The organism is Streptomyces sp. NPDC032091, assembly GCF_055580265.1.
In genome coordinates this window covers 93959-120453 of the sequence record NZ_JBVILR010000003.1, presented here as the reverse complement: position 1 = coordinate 120453, position 26495 = coordinate 93959, and the positions used below count along the sequence as shown (strand labels likewise).

Annotated in this window: 24 protein-coding genes and 1 pseudogene; 21 read left to right on the top strand and 4 right to left on the bottom strand. The window is 73.3% G+C overall.

Going from position 1 to position 26495, the window contains the following annotated elements; genetic code table 11:
- Positions 1-110 precede the first annotated feature (110 nt).
- The 5 genes and pseudogenes from ACZ5NJ_RS06345 (at position 111) to ACZ5NJ_RS06325 (ending at position 6557) form a co-directional block, all read left to right on the top strand.
- Positions 111-932: a hypothetical protein gene (locus ACZ5NJ_RS06345; protein ID WP_468763376.1), complete on the top strand. Its 822-nt coding sequence runs from the start codon at positions 111-113 to the stop codon at positions 930-932.
- Between the two features lie 105 nt (positions 933-1037).
- On the top strand, positions 1038-1883 hold the full coding sequence (locus tag ACZ5NJ_RS06340; RefSeq protein ID WP_468763374.1) for a DegV family protein: 846 nt from the start codon (positions 1038-1040) through the stop codon (positions 1881-1883).
- 564 nt (positions 1884-2447) lie between these two features.
- On the top strand, positions 2448-3092 hold the full coding sequence (locus ACZ5NJ_RS06335; protein ID WP_468763372.1) for a ComEA family DNA-binding protein: 645 nt from the start codon (positions 2448-2450) through the stop codon (positions 3090-3092).
- Positions 3089-5554, top strand: a pseudogene (locus ACZ5NJ_RS06330) (ComEC/Rec2 family competence protein); the annotation flags it as partial. The gene ACZ5NJ_RS06335 and the pseudogene ACZ5NJ_RS06330, both read left to right, overlap by 4 nt.
- Positions 5555-5675: 121 nt before the next feature.
- A complete protein-coding gene (locus tag ACZ5NJ_RS06325; protein ID WP_468763369.1) occupies positions 5676-6557 on the top strand; it encodes a YceI family protein in 882 nt (293 codons plus the stop codon).
- Positions 6558-6577: 20 nt separating this feature from the next.
- Here the strand turns inward: ACZ5NJ_RS06325 and ACZ5NJ_RS06320 are convergent, their stop codons facing one another.
- Positions 6578-6820: a hypothetical protein gene (locus tag ACZ5NJ_RS06320; protein WP_468763367.1), complete on the bottom strand. Its 243-nt coding sequence runs from the start codon at positions 6818-6820 to the stop codon at positions 6578-6580.
- Between the two features lie 61 nt (positions 6821-6881).
- On the opposite strand from ACZ5NJ_RS06320, the gene holA reads away from it, so the two are divergent.
- Positions 6882-7874: a DNA polymerase III subunit delta gene (gene holA, locus ACZ5NJ_RS06315; protein WP_468763364.1), complete on the top strand. Its 993-nt coding sequence runs from the start codon at positions 6882-6884 to the stop codon at positions 7872-7874.
- Between the two features lie 217 nt (positions 7875-8091).
- Here holA and rpsT read toward each other — a convergent pair whose 3' ends face one another.
- The gene (gene rpsT, locus ACZ5NJ_RS06310) at positions 8092-8352 is read right to left on the bottom strand and encodes a 30S ribosomal protein S20 (protein ID WP_030030523.1); all 261 of its coding nucleotides are present in this window, start codon (positions 8350-8352) and stop codon (positions 8092-8094) included.
- Positions 8353-8550: 198 nt separating this feature from the next.
- Here rpsT and lepA point away from each other — a divergent pair, with 198 nt between their 5' ends.
- The 4 genes from lepA to ACZ5NJ_RS06290 all read left to right on the top strand — a co-directional run bounded on the left by lepA (position 8551) and on the right by ACZ5NJ_RS06290 (position 14531).
- The gene (gene lepA / locus ACZ5NJ_RS06305) at positions 8551-10416 is read left to right on the top strand and encodes a translation elongation factor 4 (protein WP_468763361.1); all 1866 of its coding nucleotides are present in this window, start codon (positions 8551-8553) and stop codon (positions 10414-10416) included.
- A gap of 253 nt (positions 10417-10669) precedes the next feature.
- The gene (locus tag ACZ5NJ_RS06300) at positions 10670-12562 is read left to right on the top strand and encodes an AMP-dependent synthetase/ligase (RefSeq protein WP_468763358.1); all 1893 of its coding nucleotides are present in this window, start codon (positions 10670-10672) and stop codon (positions 12560-12562) included.
- Positions 12563-12619: 57 nt separating this feature from the next.
- Positions 12620-13852: a radical SAM family heme chaperone HemW gene (gene hemW / locus ACZ5NJ_RS06295; RefSeq protein ID WP_468763356.1), complete on the top strand. Its 1233-nt coding sequence runs from the start codon at positions 12620-12622 to the stop codon at positions 13850-13852.
- Positions 13853-13952: 100 nt separating this feature from the next.
- Entirely contained in the window at positions 13953-14531 is a 579-nt protein-coding gene (locus ACZ5NJ_RS06290) for a Uma2 family endonuclease (protein ID WP_403351205.1), read from the top strand.
- Here ACZ5NJ_RS06290 and ACZ5NJ_RS06285 read toward each other — a convergent pair.
- Together ACZ5NJ_RS06285 and ACZ5NJ_RS06280 are read right to left on the bottom strand one after the other, a co-directional pair.
- Positions 14509-15318: a DUF3097 domain-containing protein gene (locus tag ACZ5NJ_RS06285; RefSeq protein ID WP_468763353.1), complete on the bottom strand. Its 810-nt coding sequence runs from the start codon at positions 15316-15318 to the stop codon at positions 14509-14511. The genes ACZ5NJ_RS06290 and ACZ5NJ_RS06285 overlap by 23 nt on opposite strands.
- 28 nt (positions 15319-15346) lie before the next feature.
- Positions 15347-16078 (bottom strand): MBL fold metallo-hydrolase, encoded by a 732-nt coding sequence (locus ACZ5NJ_RS06280; protein WP_468763350.1) that lies wholly within the window; start codon positions 16076-16078, stop codon positions 15347-15349.
- A gap of 147 nt (positions 16079-16225) precedes the next feature.
- On the opposite strand from ACZ5NJ_RS06280, the gene hrcA reads away from it, so the two are divergent.
- The 11 genes from hrcA to ACZ5NJ_RS06225 all read left to right on the top strand — a co-directional run bounded on the left by hrcA (position 16226) and on the right by ACZ5NJ_RS06225 (position 26382).
- Positions 16226-17242, top strand: coding sequence for a heat-inducible transcriptional repressor HrcA (gene hrcA, locus ACZ5NJ_RS06275; protein ID WP_468763348.1), 1017 nt, complete (start codon positions 16226-16228; stop codon positions 17240-17242).
- Complete coding sequence (dnaJ, locus tag ACZ5NJ_RS06270) at positions 17243-18382, top strand: molecular chaperone DnaJ (protein ID WP_468763345.1); 1140 nt, start codon at positions 17243-17245, stop codon at positions 18380-18382.
- A 145-nt stretch (positions 18383-18527) separates the two neighbouring features.
- A complete protein-coding gene (locus ACZ5NJ_RS06265) occupies positions 18528-19619 on the top strand; it encodes a nitronate monooxygenase (RefSeq protein WP_468763343.1) in 1092 nt (363 codons plus the stop codon).
- A complete protein-coding gene (locus ACZ5NJ_RS06260; protein WP_468763341.1) occupies positions 19616-20362 on the top strand; it encodes a 16S rRNA (uracil(1498)-N(3))-methyltransferase in 747 nt (248 codons plus the stop codon). Before ACZ5NJ_RS06265 ends, ACZ5NJ_RS06260 begins: the two co-directional genes overlap by 4 nt.
- A 135-nt stretch (positions 20363-20497) precedes the next feature.
- On the top strand, positions 20498-20857 hold the full coding sequence (locus ACZ5NJ_RS06255; protein WP_468763339.1) for a histidine triad nucleotide-binding protein: 360 nt from the start codon (positions 20498-20500) through the stop codon (positions 20855-20857).
- 6 nt (positions 20858-20863) lie between these two features.
- Positions 20864-21766 (top strand): ribonuclease Z, encoded by a 903-nt coding sequence (locus tag ACZ5NJ_RS06250; protein WP_468763337.1) that lies wholly within the window; start codon positions 20864-20866, stop codon positions 21764-21766.
- Positions 21767-21930: 164 nt separating this feature from the next.
- Positions 21931-23025 (top strand): carbohydrate kinase family protein, encoded by a 1095-nt coding sequence (locus ACZ5NJ_RS06245; protein WP_468763335.1) that lies wholly within the window; start codon positions 21931-21933, stop codon positions 23023-23025.
- 130 nt (positions 23026-23155) lie between these two features.
- Positions 23156-24217, top strand: a complete 1062-nt coding sequence (locus ACZ5NJ_RS06240; RefSeq protein ID WP_468763333.1) for a PhoH family protein — start codon at positions 23156-23158, stop codon at positions 24215-24217.
- 13 nt (positions 24218-24230) lie between these two features.
- Positions 24231-24728 carry an rRNA maturation RNase YbeY gene (ybeY, locus tag ACZ5NJ_RS06235; protein WP_468763331.1) on the top strand — a complete coding sequence of 166 codons (498 nt, stop codon included), beginning with the start codon at positions 24231-24233 and terminating at the stop codon, positions 24726-24728.
- Positions 24725-26032, top strand: a complete 1308-nt coding sequence (locus ACZ5NJ_RS06230; RefSeq protein WP_468763329.1) for a hemolysin family protein — start codon at positions 24725-24727, stop codon at positions 26030-26032. The genes ybeY and ACZ5NJ_RS06230 overlap by 4 nt, the downstream gene beginning before the upstream one ends.
- Positions 26029-26382 carry an MmcQ/YjbR family DNA-binding protein gene (locus ACZ5NJ_RS06225; RefSeq protein ID WP_468763327.1) on the top strand — a complete coding sequence of 118 codons (354 nt, stop codon included), beginning with the start codon at positions 26029-26031 and terminating at the stop codon, positions 26380-26382. The genes ACZ5NJ_RS06230 and ACZ5NJ_RS06225 overlap by 4 nt, the downstream gene beginning before the upstream one ends.
- Positions 26383-26495: the final 113 nt, after the last annotated feature.

The following is a 26495-nucleotide window of genomic DNA, read 5'->3' as shown; positions in this document are numbered from 1 at the left end:
GCGTTCTCCGGGTGATCCCGTACGGGCAGGTTGGGGGTTCGATGGGAACCCCCGGCCTGCCCGTGGCGTTTACGGTGGAGGGGATGGAACCGGCCGGGGAAGGGAACCTCATGGAGGTAGGCGCGTTGCTGATCATCTTTGCCCTGGTGGTGCTGTTCGCCTTCCTGGGGCTGGGCGCCTGGGCCACCGTCAAGGCGGTCGGCGCGGCCAAACGGGGCGTGGACCGGACGCTTACGCAGGCCCGCCGGACGGTCGAGGACACCACCCTCAAGGCCAGGAGCCTCGGTCAGGTCGGGGTCCCGGCGGCACTGGCACAGCTGCGGCTGGACCTGCGGTCGTCGATGCGCGCCACGCAGGCGGCCCTCTACCAGGGCGTCCAGGCGGACGCCTCGCTGAAGGAGTCCATCGCCCTCTTCGAGCGGCTGAGCCGGCACGGGCACGAGCTGGACGACGAGCTCAAGCGGCTGGAGCAGGAGCCAGACCGCAAGCGGATCGCGGAGCGCCTGCCCGAGCTGCGGGAGCGCACCGCGAAGATCACGGAGTCGGCCGACTCGCTGCGGTGGGCGGCCCGTGACCGGGCCCGCCAGTTCGCCGACGAGGACCTGCAGGCGCTGTCGGCGCAGATCGAGGTGGAGTCGAGCGCCCTGCGCGACTGGTCCCGGGAGTCGGTCGACGACCTGACGGCCGCCGCGGCGGCGTGGGACGCGGGGCCGGGCGCTCCGGGTGCGGGCGTGCCGGGTGCGGGCGCTCCGGATGCCGGTGCGGCGGCGTCGCGTGCGTCGGCTTCCGGGCCGGGTGCCGGTGCGTCGGCGCAGGGGCGGAACGGGCGGCAGGGGCGGGCGGAGGGGCGGCAGCGGGCCGCCCTGGATCCGTCGGCGCCGGCCGTGAGGCACCCCTGGCAGAAGGCTCCCCGGCCGGAAGCCGCTTCCTGATCGCGGCGCCCGGAGCGGGGCCGGGGCCGGGGAGGCCGCGGAGGCGAGGGTGACGGACGTGGTCCGGGCTGCCGGATCGCCTCCCCGGGCGGTAACCTCCGGCTCATGTCCCGCCATGTCGCGATCGTCACCGATTCCACGGCCTATCTGCCCCCGCCGGCGATGGCGCGGCATGGGATCACCGCCGTTCCCCTGACCGTCGTCCTGGGGGACGAGGCCCTGGAGGAGGGCACCGAGATCTCGGCCCGCAGCCTGGCCGCGGCCCTGCAGAAGCGCCGCTCCGTCACCACCTCCCGCCCCGGTCCGGAACAGTTCGTCCAGGCCTACCGGGCGGCGGCGGACGCCGGTGCGACCGGCATCGTGAGCCTGCACCTCTCCGCCGAGTTCTCCGGCACCTACGACGCCGCCGTGGTCGCGGCGAAGACGGCCCCGGTCCCGGTGCGGGTCGTGGACACCGGCATGGTCGCGATGGCCCTCGGCTTCTGCGCCCTCGCCGCCGCCGAGACGGCCGAGGCCGGGGGATCGGCCGACGAGGTCGTGGCCGCCGCCGAGAAGCGGGCCGCGGAGATGTCGGCGTACTTCTACGTGGACACCCTCGACTACCTCCGGCGCGGCGGCCGGATCGGGGCGGCGCAGGCCCTCCTCGGATCGGCGCTCGCGGTCAAGCCGCTGCTCACGCTGGACGGCGGGCGGATCGAGATGCTGGAGAAGGTGCGGACGGCGTCCAAGGCCATCGCACGGCTGGAGGAGCTCGCCGTCGAGCGGGCGGGGACGCGCAGCGTCGACGTGGCCGTCCACCACCTGGCGGCGCCGGAGCGGGCCGAGAAGCTCGCGCAGCGGCTGGGGGAGCGGATTCCCGGTCTGGTCGAGCTGCACGTGAGCGAGGTCGGCGCGGTGATCGGCGCGCACACCGGGCCGGGGCTGCTCGCGGCGGTGGTCTCGCCGCGCTGACCCCGGACCGGCGGGGGCGGTACACCCGGACGGGTGGCCCGGTTTTCCACAACGGGGCGGTCATCCACCGGAATTGAGGGTTCCGAGCGGGGGGCCGGGGGCCGGCCCTAGCGTCGTGGCATGACTCTTCGCACGCGTGTTTCGCGCTCTTCGGGAAGCCCTTCCGGACGCCTCGACGGCTTCGGGACGGGATCGTTCGAGACCGCCGGTGGCGGTGGCGGTGGCGGTGGCCGTGGCGCGGGCAGCGGGCCCGGGAGGGCGCGGCCGTCCGACGGGCGGCTCCGTGAACGCCGCCGCGCCCGGTCGCAGCCGGGCCCCGATCCCGCCGCGGTGCGGCGCAGGGCGGAGCTGCTGATGGCGGGGGCCGCCCCGCCCGGGCGGCCGGGTCCTCCGGCGGTGCCCGGGCCGCCTCCGGTGTCGCCATCGCCTCTGGGGCCCGAGCCACCTTCGGTGCCCGAGCCGCCTCCGGTGTCACAGTCGCCTCCGGTGCCGGGGGAGGGGGGCGGGGTGCAAGCCGGGTCGGTTCCTTCGGCCGGGACGGATGTGCCGGGGCGGTGGTTGGCCGTGCGGGAGCGGCTGCCGGTGTGGGTGCAGGCCCGGTGCGGGGTGGAGCCGCGGGCGGTGGCCGCCGTGGGGGTGGTGCTGGCCGTGGCGGTGGGGTTCGCCGCCCAGCAGTACGTGGCGGCCCGGCCGCGGCCGGTGACGGCGCCCGCGGTGCTCGCCCCCGCGCCGCCGCCGACCCCGACCCCGCCCCCGGTTCCGGGAGGGGGCCCGGCGGGTCCGGGCGGCCGCGTCGTGGTGGACGTGGCCGGCAAGGTCCGCGATCCCGGTGTGCGGCGGCTGCCCGGCGGTTCGCGGGTGGAGGACGCGCTGGCCGCCGCCGGGGGAGTGCGGCCGGGCACGGACACCACCGGGCTCAACCTGGCCCGGGTCCTGGTGGACGGCGAGCAGGTGCTGGTGGGGGTCACGGCGCCGCCGGCCCCGGGCGGCGGGGGTTCCGGGGGCGGTCCGGTGCCGGGCCCGCTCAGCCTGACCAGTGCGACCGTCGAGCAGTTGGACGGCCTGCCGGGGGTGGGCCCGGTGCTGGCCCGGCACATCGTGGAGTTCCGCGCGGCCCGGGGCGGGTTCCGGGCGGTGGAGGACCTCCGGCAGGTCGACGGCATCGGCGAGCGCAGGTTCGCCGAGCTGCGCAGGCTGGTGCGGCTGTGAGCGCCGCCGGAGTGCCGGACGCGGGGGCCGGGCCGAACGGTGCCGGGCCGGAGGGTGCCGGGCCGGAGGAGGCCGGGGTGGCGGGCGGTGGGGACGGGCCGCTCGATCTGCGGCTGGTGGGGCCCGCGCTGGCTGCCTGGGGGGCGGCTGCCGTGGGGCTCGGGGTGTCCGCGGGATGGTGTGCCGTCGGCGCGGTGGTCGCGGTGGTCGCGGCCGGGGCGCTGCTGGTGGCGGGCTCGCGCGGGACGAGGCCGGTGTGGCAGGTCGCCACGGCCGCGGCGGCCGCCCTGCTGTGCGCGGCCGCCGGGGCGGGGGTGGCCGGGCTGGAGCGGGCCGAGGCGCGGGCGGGACCCGTGGCCCGGCTGGCCGGGGAGCACGCCCGGGTGCGCGCCGAGCTCACCGTGGGTTCCGATCCGCGGGCCGCCCGGAGCGGGAGCGGGCCGCCCGTGGTGGTGCTGGACGCGGTGGTGACCGGGGTGACCCGCCCCGACGGTGCGCGGACCCGGGTGCGGACCCCGGTCCGGGTGCTGGCCGGGCATCCGCAGTGGGCCCGGCTGGAGCCCTCGGCCCGGGTGGAGGTGGTGGCCCGGCTGTCGCCCGTGCGGGAGGGGGAGCGGGCCGTGGCGCTCGTCCGGCCCGCCGGGGACGTCCCGCCGCGGGTGACGGGCGGCCCGGACCGGGCGCAGCGGGTCGCGGGGCGGCTGCGGGCCGGGCTGAGGGAGGCCTCCGAAGGGCTTCCGGGGGACGCCCGGGCGCTGTTGCCCGGGCTGGTGGTCGGGGACACCTCCCGGGTGCCGCCCGAGCTGCACGACGCGTTCGAAGCCACCGATCTGCTGCACCTGCTGGCCGTCTCCGGATCCAACCTGACCGTGGTGCTGTACCTGCTCATCGGGCCCCCGGGGCGGGCCCAGTACGTGGAGCGGGGCGGGCTGGCACCCCGGCTGGGGCTGTCGCTGCGGTTCACGGCCCTGTGCGGGGCGGCCCTGACGCTGGGCTTCGTCCTGGTGTGCCGGCCCGATCCGAGCGTGCTGCGGGCCGCCGCCTGCGGGGCGGTGACCCTGCTGGCCCTGGCCACGGGGCGGCGCAGGTCCCTGCTCCCGGCGCTGGCCGCGGCGGTGCTGCTGCTCGTGCTGTACGACCCCTGGCTGGCCCGGGCGTACGGGTTCCTGCTCTCGGTGCTGGCCACCGGGGCGCTGCTCACCCTGGGGCCGCGCTGGGCGGGGGCGCTGCGGGCGCGCGGGCTGCCGCCGCGGCTCGCGGAGGCCCTGGCGGCGGCGGCCGCGGCGCAGGCCGTGTGCGCCCCGGTGGTGGTCGTGCTGTCGGGCCGGGTGAGCCTGGTCGCGGTGCCGTGCAACCTCCTGGCGGAGCTCGCGGCGGGGCCGGCCACGGTGCTCGGATTCGCCGCGCTCGCCACCGCCCCGCTGTCCATGCCGCTCGCGGAGCTGCTGGCCCGGTGCGCGGGGGTGCCGGCCGGGTGGATCGCCGCCGTCGCGCGGGCCGGGGCGGGGCTGCCGGGGGCGGGGCTGGCGTGGCCGGGCGGGCCGGGAGGCGGGGCGCTGCTGGCGGTGGTCACCGTGGCGCTCGTGGGGCTCGGAGTCCGGTTCGGGCGGCGGCGCGGGGTGCGGGCCGCCGTGGTGGTGGTGCTGCTGGTCGCGGTGGTACGGCCGCCCCCGCTGACCCGTACCCTCACCGGCTGGCCGCCGCCCGGCTGGAGTTACGTCCAGTGCGCCGTGGGCCAGGGGGACGCCGCCGTCCTCGCCGCCGGGGAGGGGACGGCCGTCGTGGTCGACGCCGGACCGGAGCCGGACCCGGTGGACCGCTGTCTGCGCGCCCTCGGTGTGACACGCGTCCCGCTGCTCCTGCTGACGCACTTCCACGCCGACCACGTGGGCGGGCTGTCGGGGGTGCTGCGGGGCCGCTCGGTGGGTGTGATCGAAACCACCTCGGTGGCGGACCCGCCCGCGCAGGCGGCGCGGGTCCGGCGGACGGCGGCCGGGGCCGGGGTGCCCGTGGTGCCGGCGGTCGCGGGGGAGCCGCGGCGGGCCGGGGGTCTGGAGTGGCAGGTGCTGTGGCCGTCGGCGTCCGCGCCGCCGCCGCAGGGGCCCAACGACGCGAGCGTGGCCCTGCTGGCGCACGCCCCGGGGCTGACGTTCCTGCTCCTCGGGGACCTCGAACCGCCGTCCCAGCAAGCCCTGCTGAGGGAGCATCCGGAATTGGGGCGGGTGGACGTGCTCAAGGTCGCCCACCACGGTTCGGCGCACCAGGATCCCGGCCTCGTAGACCGGATCCGGCCACGCCTCGCGCTCGTCCCGGTCGGGGCCGGCAACCGGTACGGGCACCCGGCGCGGAGCACCCTCGCACGGCTCGAAGCCCTTGGGGCGGCTGTGCTGCGCACCGACAGGGACGGCTCCGTGGCCGTCTGCGGCAGCGGCCGGGGGCTCCGTGCGGTGCCCGCCGGACGGCGTCCGAAAAGGCGCGGTCATACCGGGCGCGACCGCTCTGTTTGCCCCCAACCCGACAGCATGATCGAATGCCTCTTCGCCAGAACCGACCAAGTACACACAGCACGGGGGTGCATCAGCGATGTTCGGTCGCCGACGGGGGACGGATACGGCCGGAAGCGGCAGTTCGCAGACGTCCGCCACATTGGCATTGCCGCCCACGGCCCGCCTGTTGAGCTGCCGCGTCCTCGACACGGTCCACCAGCCCATCCGCCAGGCCAAGTTCGAGGTGACCGACCCGATCGGCCGACGGGTCGTCAGCGGGGAGACGGATCCGTACGGGGGATTCACGGCGGCCGTGCCGGAGGGGGAGTACCGGCTGGCGGTCAGCGCCGAGGGCTACGCGCAGTTCCACGGGGCGACGCTCGTCGGCGACCCGGCGCAGCCCGGCACCGCGGAGATCATCCTGGACTCGGTGGAGCCCCCGGTGCTCCCGCAGCCGGGCCACTGGGAGCTGGACCCGACGCACTCGTCGATCGGCTTCACCGCGAAGCACATCGGCTTCGCCCGGATCCACGGCAGGTTCACCACCTTCGCCGGAGCGGTGCGGATCGCGGAGCGGATGGAGGACTCCTCCATGCACGTGATCCTCGACGCGGCGAGCATCGACACGGGGCTGCGGATGCGGGACGACCACCTGCGGTCGGCGGACTTCCTGGACGCCGCCCGGTACCCGACGGTGGAGTTCTACAGCGAGCGGTTCATCCACCGCAGCGGCAGCCGCTGGGCGGTCGCCGGAGCCCTGACCCTCCACGGGGTCAGCCGTTCCGTCACCCTGGACACCCAGTACCTGGGCGTCGGCACGGGGCTGGAGGGCGAGCCGCGCGCCGCCTGCCGGGCGACGGCGGAGCTGCACCGCGAGGACTTCACCCTGAACTGGCAGTCGATACTGGCGCAGGGGATCGCGGCGATCGGTTCGAGCGTGGACGTGGCGCTGGACGTGCAGATCGTCCACAAGGCCTGAGGGCGTCGCCGCCGGCCGGCTCAGGGGGCTTCGAGCCAGCCCTCGTAGGCGGCGGCGAGCTCGTCCAGCAGGGCGGCGTCGAGCCGCTGCCGCGGGTCCTCGACGACCACCAGCCACTGGGCGTCCTCGGCGTCGTCCTCGCCGGCCAGGGCGTCGCGCACCAGCTGCGGCTCCTCGGGGAGACCGAAGCGGTCGACGGCCTCCTGGGCCACCTCCTCGGCGGCGTCGCGGTCGGGCAGGACCAGTACATGTCGCAGGTTCACCGGACCATTCTCGGGCACCGGGGACGGGGCGCTGTCGGTGCGGCGTGGGATGCTGGAGCCGATGGCCACCAGGAAGAACCCCACCGACGATCCCCTCGCCCACATCACCCTCGCGGTGGGGCAGGAGGACCTGCTGCTCGACCGCGTCGTCCGGGACGTCGTGAAGGCCGCCCGCGCGGCCGACGCCGACACGGACGTGCGGGACCTCACCTCCGACCAGCTCCAGCCCGGCACCCTGGCCGAGCTGACCAGCCCGTCGCTCTTCTCCGAGCGCAAGGTCCTGATCGTGCGGAACGCGCAGGACCTGGGCGCGGACACGGTGAAGGAGGTCAAGGCCTACCTCGCCGACCCGTACGAGGAGATCGCCCTCGTCCTCCTCCACGCGGGCGGGGTCAAGGGCAAGGCCGTGCTGGACGCCGCCCGCAAGGCCGGTGCCCGGGAGGTCGCCTGCCCGAAGATGACGAAGGCCGCGGACCGGCTCTCGTTCGTACGCGGCGAGTTCCGGGCGCTGGGCCGCTCCGCCACCCCCGAGGCCTGCCAGAACCTGGTCGACGCGATCGGTGCCGACCTGCGGGAGCTGGCGAGCGCGGCGGCGCAGCTCTGCGCGGACGTCGAGGGCACCATCGACGAGGCCGTGGTCGGGCGCTACTACACCGGCCGGGCCGAGGCCTCCAGCTTCACCGTCGCCGACCGGGCGGTCGAGGGGCGGGCGGCGGAGGCCCTGGAGGCCCTGCGCTGGTCCCTGGCGACCGGGGTCGCGCCGGTGCTGATCACCAGCGCGCTGGCGCAGGCCGTCCGGGCCATCGGGAAGCTGGCCTCCGCCCCGCGCGGCGCCCGCCCCGGCGACCTCGCCCGGGACCTCGGCATGCCGCCGTGGAAGATCGACCGGGTCCGGCAGCAGATGCGCGGCTGGTCGGCGGACGGCGTCTCGGAGGCGCTGCGCGCCGTCGCGCTGGCCGACGCGGGGGTCAAGGGCGGCGGGGACGACCCCGAGTACGCCCTGGAGAAGGCCGTGGTGGCCGTGGCGCGGGCCGCACGGCCGCAGCGCCGCTGAGGCCTCGCGGCGTCCCGTCCCGCCCCGGCCCCGGCCGCGCACACGCGAAGGCCCCGGTCGCCGCCCTGGGGAAGGGCGGAGGCCGGGGCCTTCGGTCACTGCTGTGTGCGCCGCACCCGCGTGGCGAACGCAGGCCGCGTGCGGCGCTGGGTGCCGGTCAGGAGCGGAAGAGAGGGCCCGCTTGGTCCTTCCCGGCGTTCACATCGAGTGCGGAACCTCAGATGGCGGCAACCTTGGAGGCCAGCGCCGACTTCTTGTTGGCGGCGGCGTTCTTGTGGATGACACCCTTCGAGACGGCCTTGTCCAGCTTCTTGGAAGCCAGGCGGGCCGCAGCGGTGGCCTTCTCCGCGTCGCCGGCGAGGATGGCCTCGTTGGCCTTGCGGATGAAGGTGCGCAGCTCGGACTTGACCGACTTGTTGCGAAGGCGGGCCTTCTCGTTGGTCTTGTTCCGCTTGATCTGGGACTTGATGTTCGCCACGAAAGAGCCTTTTCAGGTTCAGAGTATTTTTCCGGATGTGCCAAGCCTGCTGAGAGGGCATGCGAGACACAGCCACCCAGGCTACCAGGCGCGCTCCGACCGGCCCAAACCGAGCGCATCGCCCGGTCCATGGGACCATGGGACCCTGCGTACCGTTCGACAGCAGATCCGACAGCGACCCGAGAATCAGGACACTGCGTGCCCGCCATCCCCAGCCACGTGCCCGAGCCGAGCCGTACCGACCCGGCGCTGATCCGCAATTTCTGCATCATCGCGCACATCGACCACGGCAAGTCGACCCTCGCCGACCGGATGCTCCAGCTCACCGGGGTCGTCGACCAGCGGCAGATGCGCGCCCAGTACCTCGACCGCATGGACATCGAGCGTGAGCGCGGCATCACGATCAAGTCGCAGGCGGTCCGCCTGCCCTGGGCCCCCACCGAGGGCGCGGGGACCGGGACCACGCACATCCTGAACATGATCGACACCCCCGGCCACGTCGACTTCACCTATGAGGTCTCGCGCTCCCTCGCCGCGTGCGAGGGCACGATCCTCCTGGTGGACGCCGCCCAGGGCATCGAGGCCCAGACCCTCGCCAACCTGTACCTGGCGATGGAGAACGACCTCGCGATCGTCCCGGTCCTGAACAAGATCGACCTGCCGGCCGCCCAGCCGGAGAAGTTCGCCGAGGAGCTGGCGAACCTGGTCGGCTGCGACCCCGCCGACGTCCTGCGCGTCTCGGCGAAGACCGGCCTCGGCGTCGACGCCCTGCTCAACCGCGTCGTCGAGACCGTCCCGGCCCCGGTCGGCGTCAAGGACGCCCCCGCCCGCGCGATGATCTTCGACTCGGTCTACGACTCGTACCGTGGCGTGGTCACGTACGTCCGTGTCGTGGACGGCACGCTCAACAAGCGCGAGCGCATCCGCATGATGTCCACGAACGCGACGCACGAGCTGCTGGAGATCGGCACCAACTCGCCCGAGATGCTGCCGGCCGACGGCCTCTCCGTCGGCGAGGTGGGCTACCTGATCACCGGTGTGAAGGACGTCCGCCAGTCCAAGGTCGGCGACACCATCACGCAGATGACGGGCGGTGCCACCGAGTCCCTCGGCGGCTACAAGGACCCGAAGCCGATGGTCTTCTCGGGCCTGTACCCGCTCGACGGCTCGGACTACCCGGAGCTGCGCGAGGCCCTGGACAAGCTCCAGCTCAACGACGCCGCGCTCGTCTACGAGCCGGAGACCTCCGCGGCGCTCGGCTTCGGCTTCCGCGTCGGCTTCCTCGGCCTGCTCCACCTGGACGTGGTCCGCGAGCGCCTGGAGCGCGAGTTCGGCCTCGACCTGATCGCCACCGCGCCCAACGTGGTCTACCGGGTGGTGCTGGAGGACGGCAAGGAAGTCACCGTCACCAACCCGAGCGAGTTCCCCGAAGGCAAGATCAAGGACGTCTTCGAGCCGGTCGTCCGGGCCACCGTCCTCGCGCCCACCGAGTTCATCGGCGCGATCATGGAGCTCTGCCAGACCCGCCGCGGCACCCTGCTCGGCATGGACTACCTCTCCGAGGACCGCGTCGAGATCCGCTACACGCTCCCCCTCGCGGAGATCGTGTTCGACTTCTTCGACCAGCTGAAGTCCAAGACGCGCGGTTACGCCTCCCTCGACTACGAGCCCACCGGCGAGCAGGCCTCCAGCCTGGTCAAGGTGGACATCCTGCTGCACGGCGACAAGGTCGACGCCTTCTCCGCCGTCTGCCACAAGGACGCCGCCTACGCCTACGGCGTGCGCCTGGTCGCCAAGCTCCGCGAGCTCATCCCGCGGCAGGCCTTCGAGGTGCCGATCCAGGCGGCCGTCGGCTCCCGCGTCATCGCCCGCGAGACCATCCGCGCCATCCGCAAGGACGTCCTCGCCAAGTGCTACGGCGGTGACATCTCCCGTAAGCGGAAGCTGCTGGAGAAGCAGAAGGAAGGCAAGAAGCGCATGAAGATGGTCGGCTCCGTGGAGGTCCCGCAGGAGGCCTTCATCGCCGTCCTCTCCAGCGACGAGTCCGGCGGCAAGAAGAAGTAGCCGCGGCCGTTCCATGACGCGCGGAAAGGGCCCCCATGCACCCGCATGCGGGCCCTTTTCGTTATGAAGCGGCCGCTCGGGGGCCCTTACGCACCGGGCGGGCGGCCTCTACCCTGATCGAAGCTCGATGGTTACCGGCCAGTTAACCGACCGGTAATGAAACACGCCAGCCGCGTACCCGGCGGCTGCACCCCGCCAGCCCAAGCGCCCCACGCCCACGCCCTGGCCGCGTGGACCCGGTCCGGAGGATGTCGTGAGCGACACACAGACCTTGATCGAGAACCGCCCGCCCACCGTGGCGGCCCTCTTCCTTGACCGCGTCGCCGCCACACCGAACGGGGAGGCCTACCGCTACCCCGTCCCCTCGGCCCGCCCCGAGGGAGGCCCCGACGACTGGAAGTCGCTCAGCTGGGGGCAGGCGGCCGACCGGGTGTTCTCCATCGCCGCCGGCCTGATCACCCTCGGCCTGCACCCCGAGGAGCGCGTCGCCCTCGCCTCCAACACCCGCGTCGAGTGGATCCTCGCCGACCTGGGCGTGATGTGCGCCGGCGGCGCCGTCACCACGATCTACCCCAGCACCAACGCGGACGAGTCCGCCTTCATCCTCTCGGACTCCGAGAGCCGGGTGCTCATCGCCGAGGACGGCAAGCAGCTGGCCAAGGCCCGCGAGCGCCGCGCCGACCTCCCCGACCTGCGCCACGTGGTCGTCATGGACGCCGCCGACGCGGTGGCCGCCGAGGGCGACCCGGAGGGCTGGGTGCTCTCCCTGGCCGACCTGGAGGCGCGCGGCAAGGAGTACCTGGACCAGCACCCGGCGGCGGTCAAGGACCGGATCGCGGCCATCACCGCCGACCAGCTCGCCACCCTCATCTACACCTCGGGCACCACCGGCCGCCCCAAGGGGGTCCGCCTCCCGCACGACAACTGGTCGTACATGGCGAAGGCCACCGTCGCCACCGGCATGATCAACAGCGATGACGTCCAGTACCTCTGGCTGCCGCTCGCCCACGTCTTCGGCAAGGTCCTCACCTCCGGCCAGATCGAGGTCGGGCACGTCACCGCCGTCGACGGCCGCATCGACAAGATCATCGAGAACCTGCCGGTCGTCCAGCCGACCTACATGGCGGCCGTCCCCCGCATCTTCGAGAAGGTCTACAACGGCGTGGCCGCCAAGGCCCGGGCCGGCGGCGGAGCCAAGTACAAGATCTTCCAGTGGGCGGTCGGCGTCGCCCGCGAGTACGCCAAGGTGACCCAGGACAACTACCGCCGCACCGGCCGGGCCACCGCCCCCTTCGGCCTCTCGACCAAGCACAAGGTCGCCGACGCGCTCGTCTACTCCAAGCTCCGCGAGGCCTTCGGCGGCAAGCTCCGCGCCGCCGTCTCCGGCGCCTCCGCCCTCGCCCCGGAGATCGGCTACTTCTTCTCCGGCGCCGGCATCCACATCCTGGAGGGCTACGGCCTGACCGAGTCCAGCGCCGCCTCCTTCGTCAACCCCGGCGAGGCGTACCGCACCGGCACCGTCGGCAAGCCGCTGCCCGGCACCGAGGTCCGCATCGCCGACGACGGCGAGGTACTGCTGCGCGGCCCCGGCATCATGCAGGGCTACCACCGTCAGCCCGACAAGACCGACGAGGTCCTGGAGAGCGACGGCTGGCTGCACACCGGCGACATCGGCGAGCTCTCCCCGGACGGCTACCTGCGCATCACCGACCGCAAGAAGGACCTGATCAAGACCTCGGGCGGCAAGTACGTCGCCCCGGCCGAGATCGAGGGCCAGTTCAAGGCGATCTGCCCGTACGTCTCCGCCATCGTCGTCCACGGCGCCGACCGCAACTTCTGCAGCGCCCTGGTCGCCCTCGACGAGCCCGCCATCCTCGGCTGGGCCGCCGAGAACGGCCTGGAGGGCAAGACGTACGGCGAGGTCGTGGCCGCGCCCGAGACCGCCCGCCTGATCGAGACCTACGTACAGACCCTCAACGAGAACCTCCAGCGCTGGCAGACGATCAAGAAGTTCCGGATCCTGCCGCGCGACCTGGACGTCGAGCACGGCGACCTCACGCCCAGCCTCAAGCTGAAGCGCCCCGTCGTCGAGCGCGAGTTCAAGCACCTCATCGAGGAGATGTACGCCGGGTCCCGCGAGGCCTGACCCCGCCCCGGGGCCGAGGGCGTAAACGACCATGGGGCGGTGCGGGACAATGGGCGCATGCCTTCCGCACTGCCCGACGGTGACCCCATGCCCGAAGACGGCTCGCTGCCGTCGCACGCCCTCGCCGGCGCCGGAGAGCGGCCGCTCGGGTTCTACCTGCACGTCCCGTACTGCGCCACCCGCTGTGGGTACTGCGACTTCAACACCTACACCGCCACCGAGCTGCGCGGCACCGGCGGCGTCCTCGCCTCCCGCGAGAACTACGCCGACACCCTGATCGACGAGGTCCGCCTCGCCCGCAAGGTGCTCGGCGACGACCCGCGCGCGGTGCGGACCGTCTTCGTCGGCGGCGGCACGCCCACGCTGCTGCCCGCCCGCGACCTCGTCCGCATGCTCGCGGCGATCCGCGACGAGTTCGGCCTGGCCGAGGACGCCGAGGTCACCACCGAGGCCAACCCGGAGTCCGTGAACCCGGAGTACCTGGCCGAGCTGCGCGCGGGCGGGTTCAACCGGATCTCCTTCGGCATGCAGAGCGCGAAGCAGCACGTCCTCAAGGTCCTCGACCGCACCCACACCCCCGGCCGCCCCGAGGCCTGCGTCGCCGAGGCGCGCGCGGCGGGCTTCGAGCACGTCAACCTCGACCTGATCTACGGCACCCCCGGCGAGACCGACGAGGACTGGCGGGCCTCCCTGGACGCCGCCCTCGGCGCCGGCCCCGACCACATCAGCGCGTACGCCCTCATCGTCGAGGAGGGCACCCAGCTGGCCCGCCGGATCCGCCGCGGCGAGGTCCCGATGACCGACGAGGACGTCCACGCCGACCGGTACCTGATCGCCGACGAGGTCATGGAGCGGGCCGGCTACTCCTGGTACGAGGTGTCCAACTGGGCCACCTCCGAGGCCGGCCGCTGCCTGCACAACGAGCTGTACTGGCGCGGGGCCGACTGGTGGGGCGCCGGCCCCGGAGCCCACTCGCACGTGGGCGGGGTCCGCTGGTGGAACGTCAAGCACCCCGGCGCCTACGCGGCCGCCCTGGCGGAGGGCCGCTCCCCGGGCGCGGGGCGCGAGCTCCTCTCGGAGGAGGACCGGCGAGTGGAGCGGATCCTGCTGGAGCTCCGCCTGGTCGACGGCGTCCCGCTGTCCCTGCTGGCCCCGGCGGGCCTGGCGGCCTCCCGCCGCGCCCTGGCGGACGGCCTGCTGGAGGCGGCCCCGTACGAGGCGGGTCGCGCGGTCCTGACCCTGCGAGGGCGGCTGCTGGCGGACGCGGTGGTGCGGGACCTGGTGGACTGATCCCCCGCCCGGGTGAATCCCCGCGTAACCGGACCTGTGCTGCCTAGGCTGTTCCTAGGCTGCCGTCGACAGTACGCGGCGGATGTGGAGGACCACGGAGATGACCGCTGTGGACGAGTACGGGATGGCCAAATTCTTCGCGGGGTTCGAGCCCCCCGAGGGCGTTAAGGCCGAGCTCCTCCGGGGGGAAATCGTGATGATGGCCGGTCCCGATCTGGTGCACAACCTGATCGTGGAGGACGTGCAGGACCAGATCCCGCGCAAGCGGTGGGTACGGCTCCAGACCCAGGACGTCGACATCGTCGACGAGGCGAGCGAGCCCGTTCCCGACCTGGTGGTCCTGGATCGTCAGGCGAACCCGGGATCGGGACGTCTCCTGCCGTCGCAGCTGATCACGCTGGTGGTGGAGGTCGTCTCCAAGACCAGCGTCGACAGGGACTATGTGACCAAGCGCTCGATCTACGCCGCCGGCCGGGTACCCGCCTACCTGATCGTCGACCCCATCGTCGGGCAGTGTGTCCTGCTGACTAGCCCGGTCGGCAAGGGAGACGATGCCGACTACCGGTCGCAACGGCTGTGGAAGTTCGGCGAGTCGGTGCTGCTGGAGCCGCTCGGTATCGAGCTGGACACCAGTGACTTCGGCACGTTCCAGGGCGTCAGGCCTCACCGCTACCCGTGACGAAGTCGATCAGCTCCTCCACCCGCCCCAGCAGCGTCGGCTCCAGGTCCCTGTAAGACGTCACGCGGGACAGGATGTGCTGCCAGGCGGCCCCCGTGTTCTCCGGCCAGCCCAGCGCCCGGCAGACGCCCGTCTTCCAGTCCTGGCCGCGCGGGACCTCCGGCCAGGCCCGGATGCCCAGGGCCGACGGCTTCACCGCCTGCCAGACGTCCACGTACGGGTGGCCCACCACCAGCACGTCCGGCCCGGTCACCGAAGCCGCGATCCGGGACTCCTTCGAACCCGGCACCAGGTGGTCCACCAGCACCCCGAGACGCGCGTCCGGGCCCGGGGCGAACTCCGCCACCACCGCCGCGAGGTCGTCGACCCCCTCCAGGTACTCCACCACCACGCCCTCGATCCGCAGGTCGTCGCCCCACACCCGCTCGACCAGCTCGGCGTCGTGCCGCCCCTCCACGTAGATCCGCCCGGCCCGCGCCACCCGCGCCCGTGCCCCCGGGACGGCGATCGAGCCCGAGGCCGTACGGGACGGCGCGGCGGGAGCCCGTGACGGGCGGGTCAGGGTCACCACCGCGCCGTCCAGCAGGAAGCCGCTCGGCTCCAGCGGGAACACCCGCCGCTTGCCGAACCGGTCCTCCAGGGTCACCGTGCCCGCCTCGCACGCCACCACCGCGCCGCAGAAGTCCGTGCCCGCCACCTCGACCACCAGATCGGGGTCCGCCGGCACCTCGGGCACGGCTTTGGGGCGCTTCCACTGCGGGGTCAGGTCGGGGGAGTACTCGCGCATCCGGCCGACACTAGGAGCGCGGCCGCGCTCACGCCCGCGACACGCCGAACCGGTCCGCCAGTGTGGCGCGTTGCGCACGCACGAAGTCCGCGTCCACCACCGCACCGTGACCCGGCACGTACAGCGCGTCCTCCCCGCCCAGCGACAGCAGCCGGTCCAGCGCCGCCGGCCACTGGCCCGGCACCGCGTCCGAGCCCGCCTGGGGCTCCCCGGACTCCTCGACGAGGTCCCCGCAGAACACCGTCTCCCGCTCGCCCGGGACGAAGACCGCCAGGTCGTGCTGGGAGTGCCCCGGCCCCACGTTCGCCAGCAGGACCTGGACCCCGCCGAGCTCCAGCGTCCACTCGCCCGAGACCAGGTGCCCGGGCGCCGGCAGCAGGTCGCTCGCCTCGGCCGCCTCGTCCTCGGCCAGCCCCTGGGCCACCGCGCTCGCCCGCAGCTCCTCCCGGCCCCGTGGGGTCGCCATGAGCCGGTCCAGGCCGACCGCGCCGTAGGACCGGGCGCCGGCGAAGGCGGGAGCGCCCAGCACGTGGTCGAAATGTCCGTGCGTGAATGCGATATGGGTCACGTGCCGGCCGGTCAGCCGCTCCGCCTCGGCTCGGATCGCGGCCCCCTCCCGCACACTCGACCCGGGGTCGATCAGGAGCACCGAGTCGTCCCCCACCACCAGTCCCACCGTGCAGTCCCACACCGGCAGCCGTCGCCGGCCCACCCGCGCGGCCACCCGTTCCCAGCCCGCCTCTTCCCACCGTACGTCCATGCCGCGACGCTACCCTGGCGGGCCGCCCTTGCCCCCGGCGTACTACCCGGCCGTACACTGACCGGGGGATCCCTGGCACTCGAACAGTCAGAGTGCCAGCCCGGCCCAGACCGCCCGACGACCGACCCGCATCCGGAGGTGTGCGCGATGCTCAGTGAACGCAGACTGGAAGTGCTGCGCGCCATCGTCCAGGACTACGTCGGGACGGAGGAGCCCGTCGGCTCCAAGGCCCTCACCGAGCGGCACAAGCTGGGCGTCTCACCGGCCACCGTGCGCAACGACATGGCGGTGCTGGAGGAGGAGGGCTACATCGCCCAGCCCCACACGAGCGCCGGCCGCATCCCCACGGACAAGGGCTACCGCCTCTTCGTCGACCGGCTGGCCGGCGTCAAGCCGCTGTCGACACCCGAGCGCCGGGCCATCCAGAACTTCCTCGACGGGGCGGTCGACCTCGACGACGTCGTCGGGCGCACGGTACGGCTGCTCGCGCAGCTCACCCGCCAGGTCGCCGTCGTCCAGTACCCGTCGCTGACCCGCTCCACCGTCCGGCACGTCGAGCTGCTGTCGCTGGCCCCGGCCCGGCTGATGCTCGTGCTGATCACCGACACCGGACGGGTCGAGCAGCGCATGGTCGACACCCAGACCCCCTTCGGCGAGAACTCCCTCGCCGACCTGCGGGCACGGCTCAACAGCCGGGTCGTCGGCCGTCGTTTCACCGACGTCCCGAACCTGGTGCAGGACCTGCCGGAGTCGTTCGAGGTCGACGACCGGGCCACCGTCAAGGCGGTGCTCGCGACCCTCCTCGAAACCCTGGCGGAGGAGGCGGAGGAGCGGCTGATGATCGGCGGCACCGCCAACCTCACTCGCTTCGGACATGACTTTCCCTTGACGATCAGGCCGGTGCTCGAAGCGCTGGAGGAGCACGTGGTGCTCCTCAAGCTGCTGGGCGAGGCCGGGGAGTCGGGGATGGCCGTACGCATCGGCCACGAGAACGCCTACGAGGGACTCAACTCCACGTCGGTCGTCTCCGTCGGCTACGGTTCGGGCGGCGAAGCAGTCGCCAAACTCGGCGTGGTCGGACCGACCCGCATGGACTACCCCGGAACGATGGGAGCGGTACGCGCAGTGGCACGTTACGTCGGACAGATCCTGGCGGAGTCGTAAGTGGCCACGGACTACTACGCCGTTCTCGGCGTGCGCCGCGACGCATCGCAGGACGAGATCAAGAAGGCCTTCCGCCGCCTCGCGCGTGAACTCCACCCGGACGTGAACCCGGACCCGAAGACGCAGGAGCGCTTCAAGGAGATCAACGCGGCCTACGAGGTCCTCTCCGACCCGCAGAAGAAGCAGGTCTACGACCTCGGCGGCGACCCGCTGTCCTCCTCGGGCGGCGGCGGTGGCGCGGGCGGCTTCGGTGCGGGCGGCTTCGGCAACTTCTCCGACATCATGGACGCCTTCTTCGGCCAGGCCTCGCAGCGCGGCCCGCGCTCGCGGACCCGCCGCGGCCAGGACGCCATGATCCGCCTCGACCTGGAGCTGGACGAGGCCGCCTTCGGCACGACCAAGGACATCCAGGTCGACACCGCCGTCGTCTGCGGCACCTGCTCCGGCGAGGGCGCCGCCCCCGGCACCTCGGCGCAGACCTGTGACATGTGCCGCGGTCGCGGTGAGGTCTCGCAGGTCACGCGGTCCTTCCTGGGCCAGGTCATGACCTCGCGGCCCTGCCCGCAGTGCCAGGGCTTCGGCACCGTGGTCCCGACCCCGTGCCCCGAGTGCGCGGGCGACGGCCGGGTCCGTTCCCGCCGCAGCCTGACGGTCAAGATCCCGGCCGGCGTCGAGAACGGCACCCGGATCCAGCTCGCGGGCGAGGGCGAGGTCGGCCCCGGCGGCGGCCCCGCCGGCGACCTGTACGTGGAGATCCACGAGCTGCCGCACCCGACGTTCCAGCGGCGCGGGGACGACCTGCACTGCACGGTCACCATCCCCATGACGGCCGCGGCCCTCGGCACCAAGTGCCCGCTGGAGACGCTGGACGGCATGGAGGAGATCGACATCCGGCCCGGCACCCAGTCCGGCCAGGCGATCCCGCTGCACGGCCGCGGCGTCACCCACCTGCGCGGCGGCGGCCGCGGCGACCTGATCGTCCACGTCGAGGTCACCACCCCCGCCAAGCTGGACGCCCAGCAGGAGGAGCTGCTGCGCCAGCTCGCCAAGCTGCGCGGCGAGGAGCGGCCCATGGGCCAGTTCGCGCCCGGCCAGCAGGGTCTGTTCAGCCGCCTGAAGGACGCGTTCAACGGCCGCTGACCGCCCGGCGGACGGCACCCCGCGAGAGCCCGGTACGGAGACCCCGTACCGGGCTCTCGCCGTTGCCGGGCCGCCCGGAAAGCGGACTATGCCAGGCGAATGCCATGATTCGGCGCGGTGACCCGGACATGGCACGATGCAGTCCATGTCCTCCGCACCGAACGGTCTCCACCCGTACCCGATCGTGCAGGCTCCCATGGCGGGCGGCGTCTCCGGCCCGCCCCTCGTCGCCGCCGTGTGCGAAGCGGGCGGGCTCGGCTTCCTGGCCGGCGGCTACAAGACCGCCGACGGCATGTACCAGGAGATCAAGCAGACGCGCGGGCTCACCCGGCGGCCCTTCGGCGTGAACCTCCTCCTGCCGCAGACCGGCTACGTCGACCCGGCCGCCGTCGAGGCCTACCGCGGGCAGCTGGCGGGCGAGGCGAGCTGGTACGAGGTCTCCCTCGCCGAGGAGGACATCATCGGCACCAGCGACGACGGCTACGACGCCAAGCTCGCCATCCTGCTGGAGGACCCGGTACGGGTCGTCTCCTTCACCTTCGGCTGTCCCGACCCCGCCGCCCTCGCGCGGCTGCGGGCCGCCGGCACGTACACGATCGTCACCGTGACCTCGGCCGACGAGGCCCGCGCCGCCCAGGCGGCCGGCGCCGACGCCGTCTGCGTCCAGGGCGTCGAGGCCGGCGGCCACCAGGGCACCCACCGCGACGACCCGCAGACCGACGGCACGGCCGGCGTCGGCCTGCTCGCCCTGGTCACACAGGTACGGGAGGCCGTGGCCCTGCCGATCATCGCGGCGGGCGGGGTGATGCGCGGCGCGCAGATCGCCGCCCTGCTCGCGGCGGGCGCGGAGTCCGCGCAGCTCGGCACGGCCTTCCTGGCCTGCCGGGAGTCGGGCGCCCACCCGCTGCACAAGAAGGCCCTGACCGACCCGATGTTCCCGCACACCGAGCTCACCCGGGCCTTCTCGGGCCGGCCCGCACGGGGCCTGGTGAACCGCTTCATGCGCGAGCACGGCCCCTACGCCCCGGCCGCCTACCCCCAGGTCCACCACATGACCTCGGGGCTGCGCAAGGCGGCCGCCGCGGCCGGGGACCCGCAGGGCATGGCGCTGTGGGCGGGGCAGGGGCACCGGCTGGCCCGGGCGCTGCCCGCGGGGGAGCTGGTGGAGGTGCTGGCGGCCGAACTGGCCGAGGCGCAGAGTGCGTTGAAGGTGTTGCAGATGAGGAGAGCGTCATGACGGCCCCCGTGTTCGTGGTCGAAAAGGTCCCCACGGGGCCGGAGTTCGTGCTGGAGGGCCCGGAGGGGCGGCACGCGGTGTCCGTGAAGCGGCTGAGCCCCGGTGAGGACGTGGTCCTCACCGACGGGCGCGGCCGCTGGACGGAGGGCGTGGTCAAGGCGGCCGAGGGCAAGGACCGCCTGGTGGTCATGGACCTGAACGCGATCGAGGAGGAGCCGGAGCCGGCCGTGCGGATCACGGTGGTGCAGGCGCTGCCCAAGGGCGACCGGGGCGAGGTCGCCGTGGAGACGATGACGGAGACCGGCGTCGACGCCATCGTGCCCTGGCAGGCCTCGCGGTGCATCACCCAGTGGCGTGGCGAGCGCGGGGCCAAGTCCCTGGCCAAGTGGCGGGCGACCGCCCGCGAGTCGGGCAAGCAGTCACGCCGGGTGCGGTTCCCGGAGGTGGGCGAGGCGCTGTCCACGAAGCAGGTGGCCGCGCTGCTGGCCGGCGCCGACCTGGCGATGGTGCTGCACGAGGACCGCGAGGCGGCCTCGGAGCCGCTGGCTACGGCCGCGCTGCCGGAGTCGGGCTCGGTGGTCGTGGTGGTGGGCCCCGAGGGCGGGGTGTCCCCGGAGGAGCTGGCCGCCTTCGCGGAGGCGGGCGCCCGCCCGTACCGCCTGGGCCACAGCGTCCTGCGCACCTCGACGGCGGGCACGGCGGCCACCGCCGTCCTGCTGGCGCGCACGGGGCGCTGGGGGTAGTGCCCGGCCGGGGCGGCCGCCGTGCGCCGCCCCTCCGCCGGGGGGCCGGGGTCGAACCCCGCTCGGGCGGCGGGGCGCGGCGGGGGCCGGGCCGGTAGCATGCCCCGACCGATCACCATCACGGGAGGCGCGGCCATGGCCGGGGAACCGCAGGCGGACTGCCTGTTCTGCAAGATCGTCGAGGGCAAGATCCCTGCGACCGTGGTCCGGGAGTCCGAGACCACACTGGCCTTCCGGGACATCAACCCGCAGGCGCCGACCCACGTGCTCGTCATCCCGAAGGTGCACTACCCCGACGCCGCCTCCCTCGCCGCCGCCGAGCCGGGCGTGCTCGCCGACATACTGCGTGAGGCCGGGGAGATCGCCGCCGACGAGAAGATCGCCGAGCACGGCTACCGGGTCGTGTTCAACACCGGCGCCGGGGCGGGCCAGACGGTCTTCCACGCCCACCTGCACGTGCTGGGCGGCCGCGGCCTCCAGTGGCCCCCCGGGTAGCGGCCGGTGTCCGTACGCGAGTTCGTGGTCCTCGGCACCGCCAGCCAGGTACCCACCCGGCACCGCAACCACAACGGCTACCTGCTGCGCTGGGACGGCGAGGGCATCCTCTTCGACCCGGGCGAGGGCACGCAGCGCCAGATGCTGCGGGCCGGGGTCGCGGCGCACGACATCAACCGGATCTGTGTCACCCACTTCCACGGTGACCACAGCCTGGGCCTGGCCGGGGTGATCCAGCGGATCAACCTCGACCAGGTCCCGCACCCCGTCACCGCGCACTACCCGGCCTCCGGGCAGAAGTTCTTCGACCGGCTGCGGTACGCGACCGCCTACCGGGAGACGGTGCGGCTGCGGGAGGAGCCGGTGGCGGACGACGGGGTGCTCGCGCACGGCCCCGCGTACGTCCTGGAGGCGCGCCGCCTCTCGCACCCGGTGGAGTCCTTCGGCTACCGCCTGACCGAGCCGGACGGACGCCGGATGCGGCCGGAGCTGCTCGCGCGGTACGGGATCAAGGGCCCGGACGTCGGGCGGATCCAGCGCGAGGGGCGGCTCGGCGAGGTCACCCTCGAGGAGGTCAGCGAGCACCGGGCGGGGCAGCGGTTCGCCTTCGTCATGGACACCCGGCTGTGCGCGGGGGTGACCGAACTGGCGCAGGGGTGCGACATGCTGGTCATCGAGTCCACGTTCCTCGACGCGGACCGGGCGCTCGCGGAGGACCACGGCCACCTCACCGCCGGGCAGGCGGCGGGCGTGGCGCGGGAGGCCGGGGTCCGGCACCTGGTGCTGACGCACTTCTCGCAGCGGTACTCCGATCCCTCGGAGTTCGAACGGGAGGCCCGCGGGGCCGGGTTCGAAGGGGAGCTGACCATCGCGGCCGACCTGGCCCGGGTGGCCCTGCCCAAGCGCTGACCCGGCGGTGCGGTGCGGTCCGGGATGGGACCAGGGGGGCGGGGGGCGCGGGAGAGCCCGGCTCGGGTGAGGTGCGTCACACTGGGTTTGGCTTCGGGGCCTGCGGGCAAGCCTGGCAGCCCTCCAGCCGAACGCAGAAACGACACCTCAACGGGGAGTACACCGTGACCAGTCGGGACAGCCGCACCAGCCGCCCCGGAACCCTCGACCCCCTGGGCCCGCTGCGCGACCCCCAAGAGCCGGGCTGCGACGTCTTCCTGACCGGCACGGTCTTCCTCGACATCATCTTCACCGGCCTCGACTCCGCCCCCGTCCGCGGCACGGAGTCCTGGGCGCGCGGCATGGGCTCCAGCCCCGGCGGCGTCGCCAACATGGCCACCGCCCTGGCCCGCCTCGGCCTGCGCACCTCCCTCGCCGCCGCCTTCGGCGACGACCACTACGGCGAGTACTGCTGGGACGCCCTGGAGCAGGGCGAGGGCATCGACCTGGCCATGTCGCGCACCGTCCCCGGCTGGCACAGCCCCGTCACCGTCTCCATGGCCTACGAGGGCGAGCGCACGATGGTCTCCCACGGCCACGAGGCCCCGCCCCCGGCCGGCCCCGGCCCCTTCCCCTGGTGTCCGCCCCGCACCCGCGCCGCCGTGGCCTCCCTGGCCGCCGACCGCCGCGAGGACTGGATCGGCGAGGCGGCCCGCCGCGGCTCACGGGTCTTCGCCGACGTCGGCTGGGACGACACCGGCCGCTGGGACCTCGGCTCCCTGATCGACCTGGAGCACTGCGAGGCCTTCCTGCCCAACGCCGGCGAGGCCATGCGCTACACCCGCACCGACTGCCCCCGCGCCGCGGCCCGGGCGCTGGCCGAGAAGGTGCCGGTCGCGGTCGTGACCATGGGCTCCGAGGGCTCGTACGCCGTGGACTCCCGGACCGGGGAGACGGCCGAGGTCCCCGCGATCGCCGTGGAGGCCCTGGACCCCACCGGCGCCGGGGACGTGTACGTGGCCGGGTTCGTCACCGGCAGCCTCGCGGGCTGGCCGCTGGCGGACCGGCTGGCCTTCGCCGGCCTGACCGCCGCCCTCTCGGTGCAGGAGTTCGGCGGCTCCCTCTCCGCCCCGGGCTGGTCCGAGGTGGCCCACTGGTGGCGCACCGCCCCCGAGGAGCTGCGGGGCCGCTACGCCTTCCTTGACGCCCTCGTCCCGCCCGGCGCCGTCCCCTGCTACCGCCGCCGCGCCGTCCCCACCATCGGCTTCCGCACTCCCTAGACGCCCTGCCGCCCCCGGGCCGGAAAACCCCTCGGGAACGGCACGGGGTGGACGTACCCTTGGTACTCCGGAGGCCGTCGATCGGCACGGCCCCTCAGCGGGAGGTATGCGCAGGCCACAGTGCCGGCCCATGACTCAGACACCCACAGCCCACAGCCCCGTACCGGGCCAGGCGCGAGCCCACTTCACCGTTCCGGCGACGCACCCGATGGTGACCGTCCTCGGCTCGGGCGACGCGCTGCTGCGCGTGATCGAGAAGGCCTTCCCGAGGGCCGACATCCACGTGCGGGGCAACCAGGTCAGCGCGGTCGGGGAAGCGGCGGAAGTCGCCCTCATCCAGCGCGTGTTCGACGAGATGATGCTGGTGCTCCGCACCGGGCAGCCGATGACGGAGGACGCAGTGGAACGTTCGATCGCCATGCTCAAGGCCAATGGCAGAGACGCCGAGGGGCGCCCGCTGGAGACCCCGGCCGAGGTGCTCACCCAGAACATCCTCTCCAGCCGCGGCCGCACCATCCGCCCCAAGACCCTCAACCAGAAGCGCTACGTCGACGCGATCGACAAGAACACGATCGTCTTCGGCATCGGCCCCGCCGGTACCGGCAAGACCTACCTCGCCATGGCCAAGGCCGTGCAGGCCCTGCAGTCCAAGCAGGTCAGCCGGATCATCCTGACCCGGCCCGCCGTCGAGGCGGGGGAGCGGCTCGGCTTCCTGCCGGGCACGCTCTTCGACAAGATCGACCCCTACCTGCGCCCGCTCTACGACGCCCTGCACGACATGATCGACCCCGACTCCATCCCCCGCCTGATGGCCGCCGGCACCATCGAGGTGGCCCCGCTGGCCTACATGCGCGGCCGGACGCTGAACGACGCCTTCGTCGTCCTCGACGAGGCGCAGAACACGACCGCCGAGCAGATGAAGATGTTCCTGACCCGGCTCGGCTTCGACTCGAAGATCGTCGTCACGGGTGACATCACCCAGATCGACCTTCCGGGCGGCGCCAAGAGCGGTCTTCGCCAGGTCCAGGAGATCCTCGACGGGGTGCCCGACATCCACTTCTCGCGGCTCACCTCCGAGGATGTCGTCCGGCACAAGCTGATCGGCCGTATCGTCGACGCGTACGAGAAGTACGACGACAGCCAGGCGGCCCGGGAGACCGGACCCGCCCGGAACGGCAACCAGCGGAAGTAGAACCCAGCGCACCATGTCGATCGACGTCAACAACGAGTCCGGAACCGAAGTCGACGAGCAGGCGATCCTCGACGTTGCCCGCTACGCGCTCACCCGGATGCGGATCCACCCGCTCTCCGAGCTCTCCGTCATCGTCGTCGACGAGGCGGCGATGGAGCAGCTCCACATCCAGTGGATGGACCTGCCCGGACCCACCGACGTCATGTCCTTCCCGATGGACGAGCTCCGGCCGCCGTCGAAGGACGACGAGGAGCCCCCGCAGGGGCTCCTCGGCGACATCGTCCTGTGCCCCGAGGTGGCGAAGAAGCAGGGCCAGGACGCCCCCACGCAGCACTCCATGGACGAGGAGCTCCAGCTCCTGACCGTCCACGGGGTGCTGCACCTGCTCGGGTACGACCACGAGGAGCCGGACGAGAAGGCCGAGATGTTCGGCCTCCAGGCGGCCATCGTCGACGGCTGGCGCGGTGAGCGCGGGCTGACCGGTCCCTCCCCGGCCCCGACCGTCTCGTGACCGGCGCCTACCAGCTGATCACCGGGGCGGTCCTGCTGACGGTGGTGGCCTGGTTCGCGGCCTGCGCCGAGTCCGGGATCGCCCGTGTCTCCAGCTTCCGCGCCGACCAGGCCGTACGGGAGGGCCGGCGCGGCAGCGCCAAGCTGGCCCAGGTCGCCGGCGACCCGACCCGCTACGTCAACGTGGCCCTCCTGGTGCGCGTCACCTGCGAGATGGCGGCGGGCGTGTTCGTCACGTACGTCTGCCTCGACGCGTTCGGGGAGAACTGGACCGCGCTGCTGGTCGCCATCGCCGTGATGGTGCTGGTCTCGTTCGTCGCGGTGGGCGTGTCCCCCCGTACGATCGGCCGCCAGCACCCCCTGAACACCGCGACGGCGGCGGCGTACGTCCTCGTCCCGCTGGCGCGGATCATGGGGCCGGTCCCGCAGCTGCTGATCCTCATCGGCAACGCCCTCACCCCGGGCAAGGGCTTCCGCAAGGGGCCCTTCGCCTCCGAGGCCGAACTGCGCGCGATGGTGGACCTCGCGGAGGCGGAGTCGCTGATCGAGGACGAGGAGCGCCGGATGGTGCACTCGGTCTTCGAGCTCGGCGACACCCTCGTCCGCGAGGTGATGGTGCCGCGCACGGACCTGGTCTGCATCGAGCGCTACAAGACGATCCGCCAGGCGACCACCCTCGCCCTGCGCTCCGGCTTCTCCCGGATCCCCGTCACCGGGGAGAACGAGGACGACATCGTCGGCATCGTCTACCTCAAGGACCTCGTCCGGCGCACGCACATCAACCGCGAGGCCGAGAGCGATCTGGTCTCGACCGTGATGCGGCCGGCGGTCTTCGTGCCCGACACCAAGAACGCCGGCGACCTGCTGCGCGAGATGCAGTCGGTGCGCAACCACGTCGCCGTCGTCATCGACGAGTACGGCGGCACGGCCGGCATCGTCACCATCGAGGACATCCTGGAGGAGATCGTCGGTGAGATCACCGACGAGTACGACCGGGAGACCCCGCCCGTCGAGGAGCTCGGGGACGACCGCTACCGCGTCACCGCGCGCCTGGACATCACCGACCTCGGCGAGCTGTTCGGGGCCCTGGCCTTCGACGACGAGGACGTGGAGACGGTCGGCGGGCTGCTGGCGAAGGCCCTGGGCCGGGTGCCCATCGCCGGGGCCTCGGCGGTGGTGGACCTGCCGGACGGGCGTCCGCTGCGGCTGACGGCCGAATCCCCGGCGGGCCGCCGGAACAAGATCGTCACGGTACTGGTGGAGCCCGTGGCCCCGCGGGCCGGCGAGGGTGAGGAGGCGTCATGACCCCGGCGGAGCTGCGCTCGTTCTGTCTCGGCTTCAACGCGGCGGTGGAGGAGTTCCCCTTCTCCCCCGAGACCTCGGTGTTCAAGGTGCTGGGCAAGATGTTCGCGCTCTCGGCCCTGGACGGCGAGCCGCTGAAGGTCAACCTCAAGTGCGAGCCGGAGGCGGCGGTGCGGCTGCGCGAGCAGCACGCCGCGATCGTGCCGGGCTGGCACATGAACAAGAGGCACTGGAACACCGTGACCGTGGGCGAACTGCCGGACGCGCTGGTGCGGGAGCTGGTGGAGGACTCGTACGACCTGGTCGTGGCGGGCCTGCCGAAGGAGCAGCGGCTGCGGCTCGACCGGCCGTGAGCTCCGGCCGCCCCCAGGCCGAAGGTTAGGGTCCAAGGTCATACGGGTTAGGGACCTTCGGATCGCAGGCACGGCCTCGTTGACTGTTTAGGTTTGTCCTGCGCCCCGGGGGG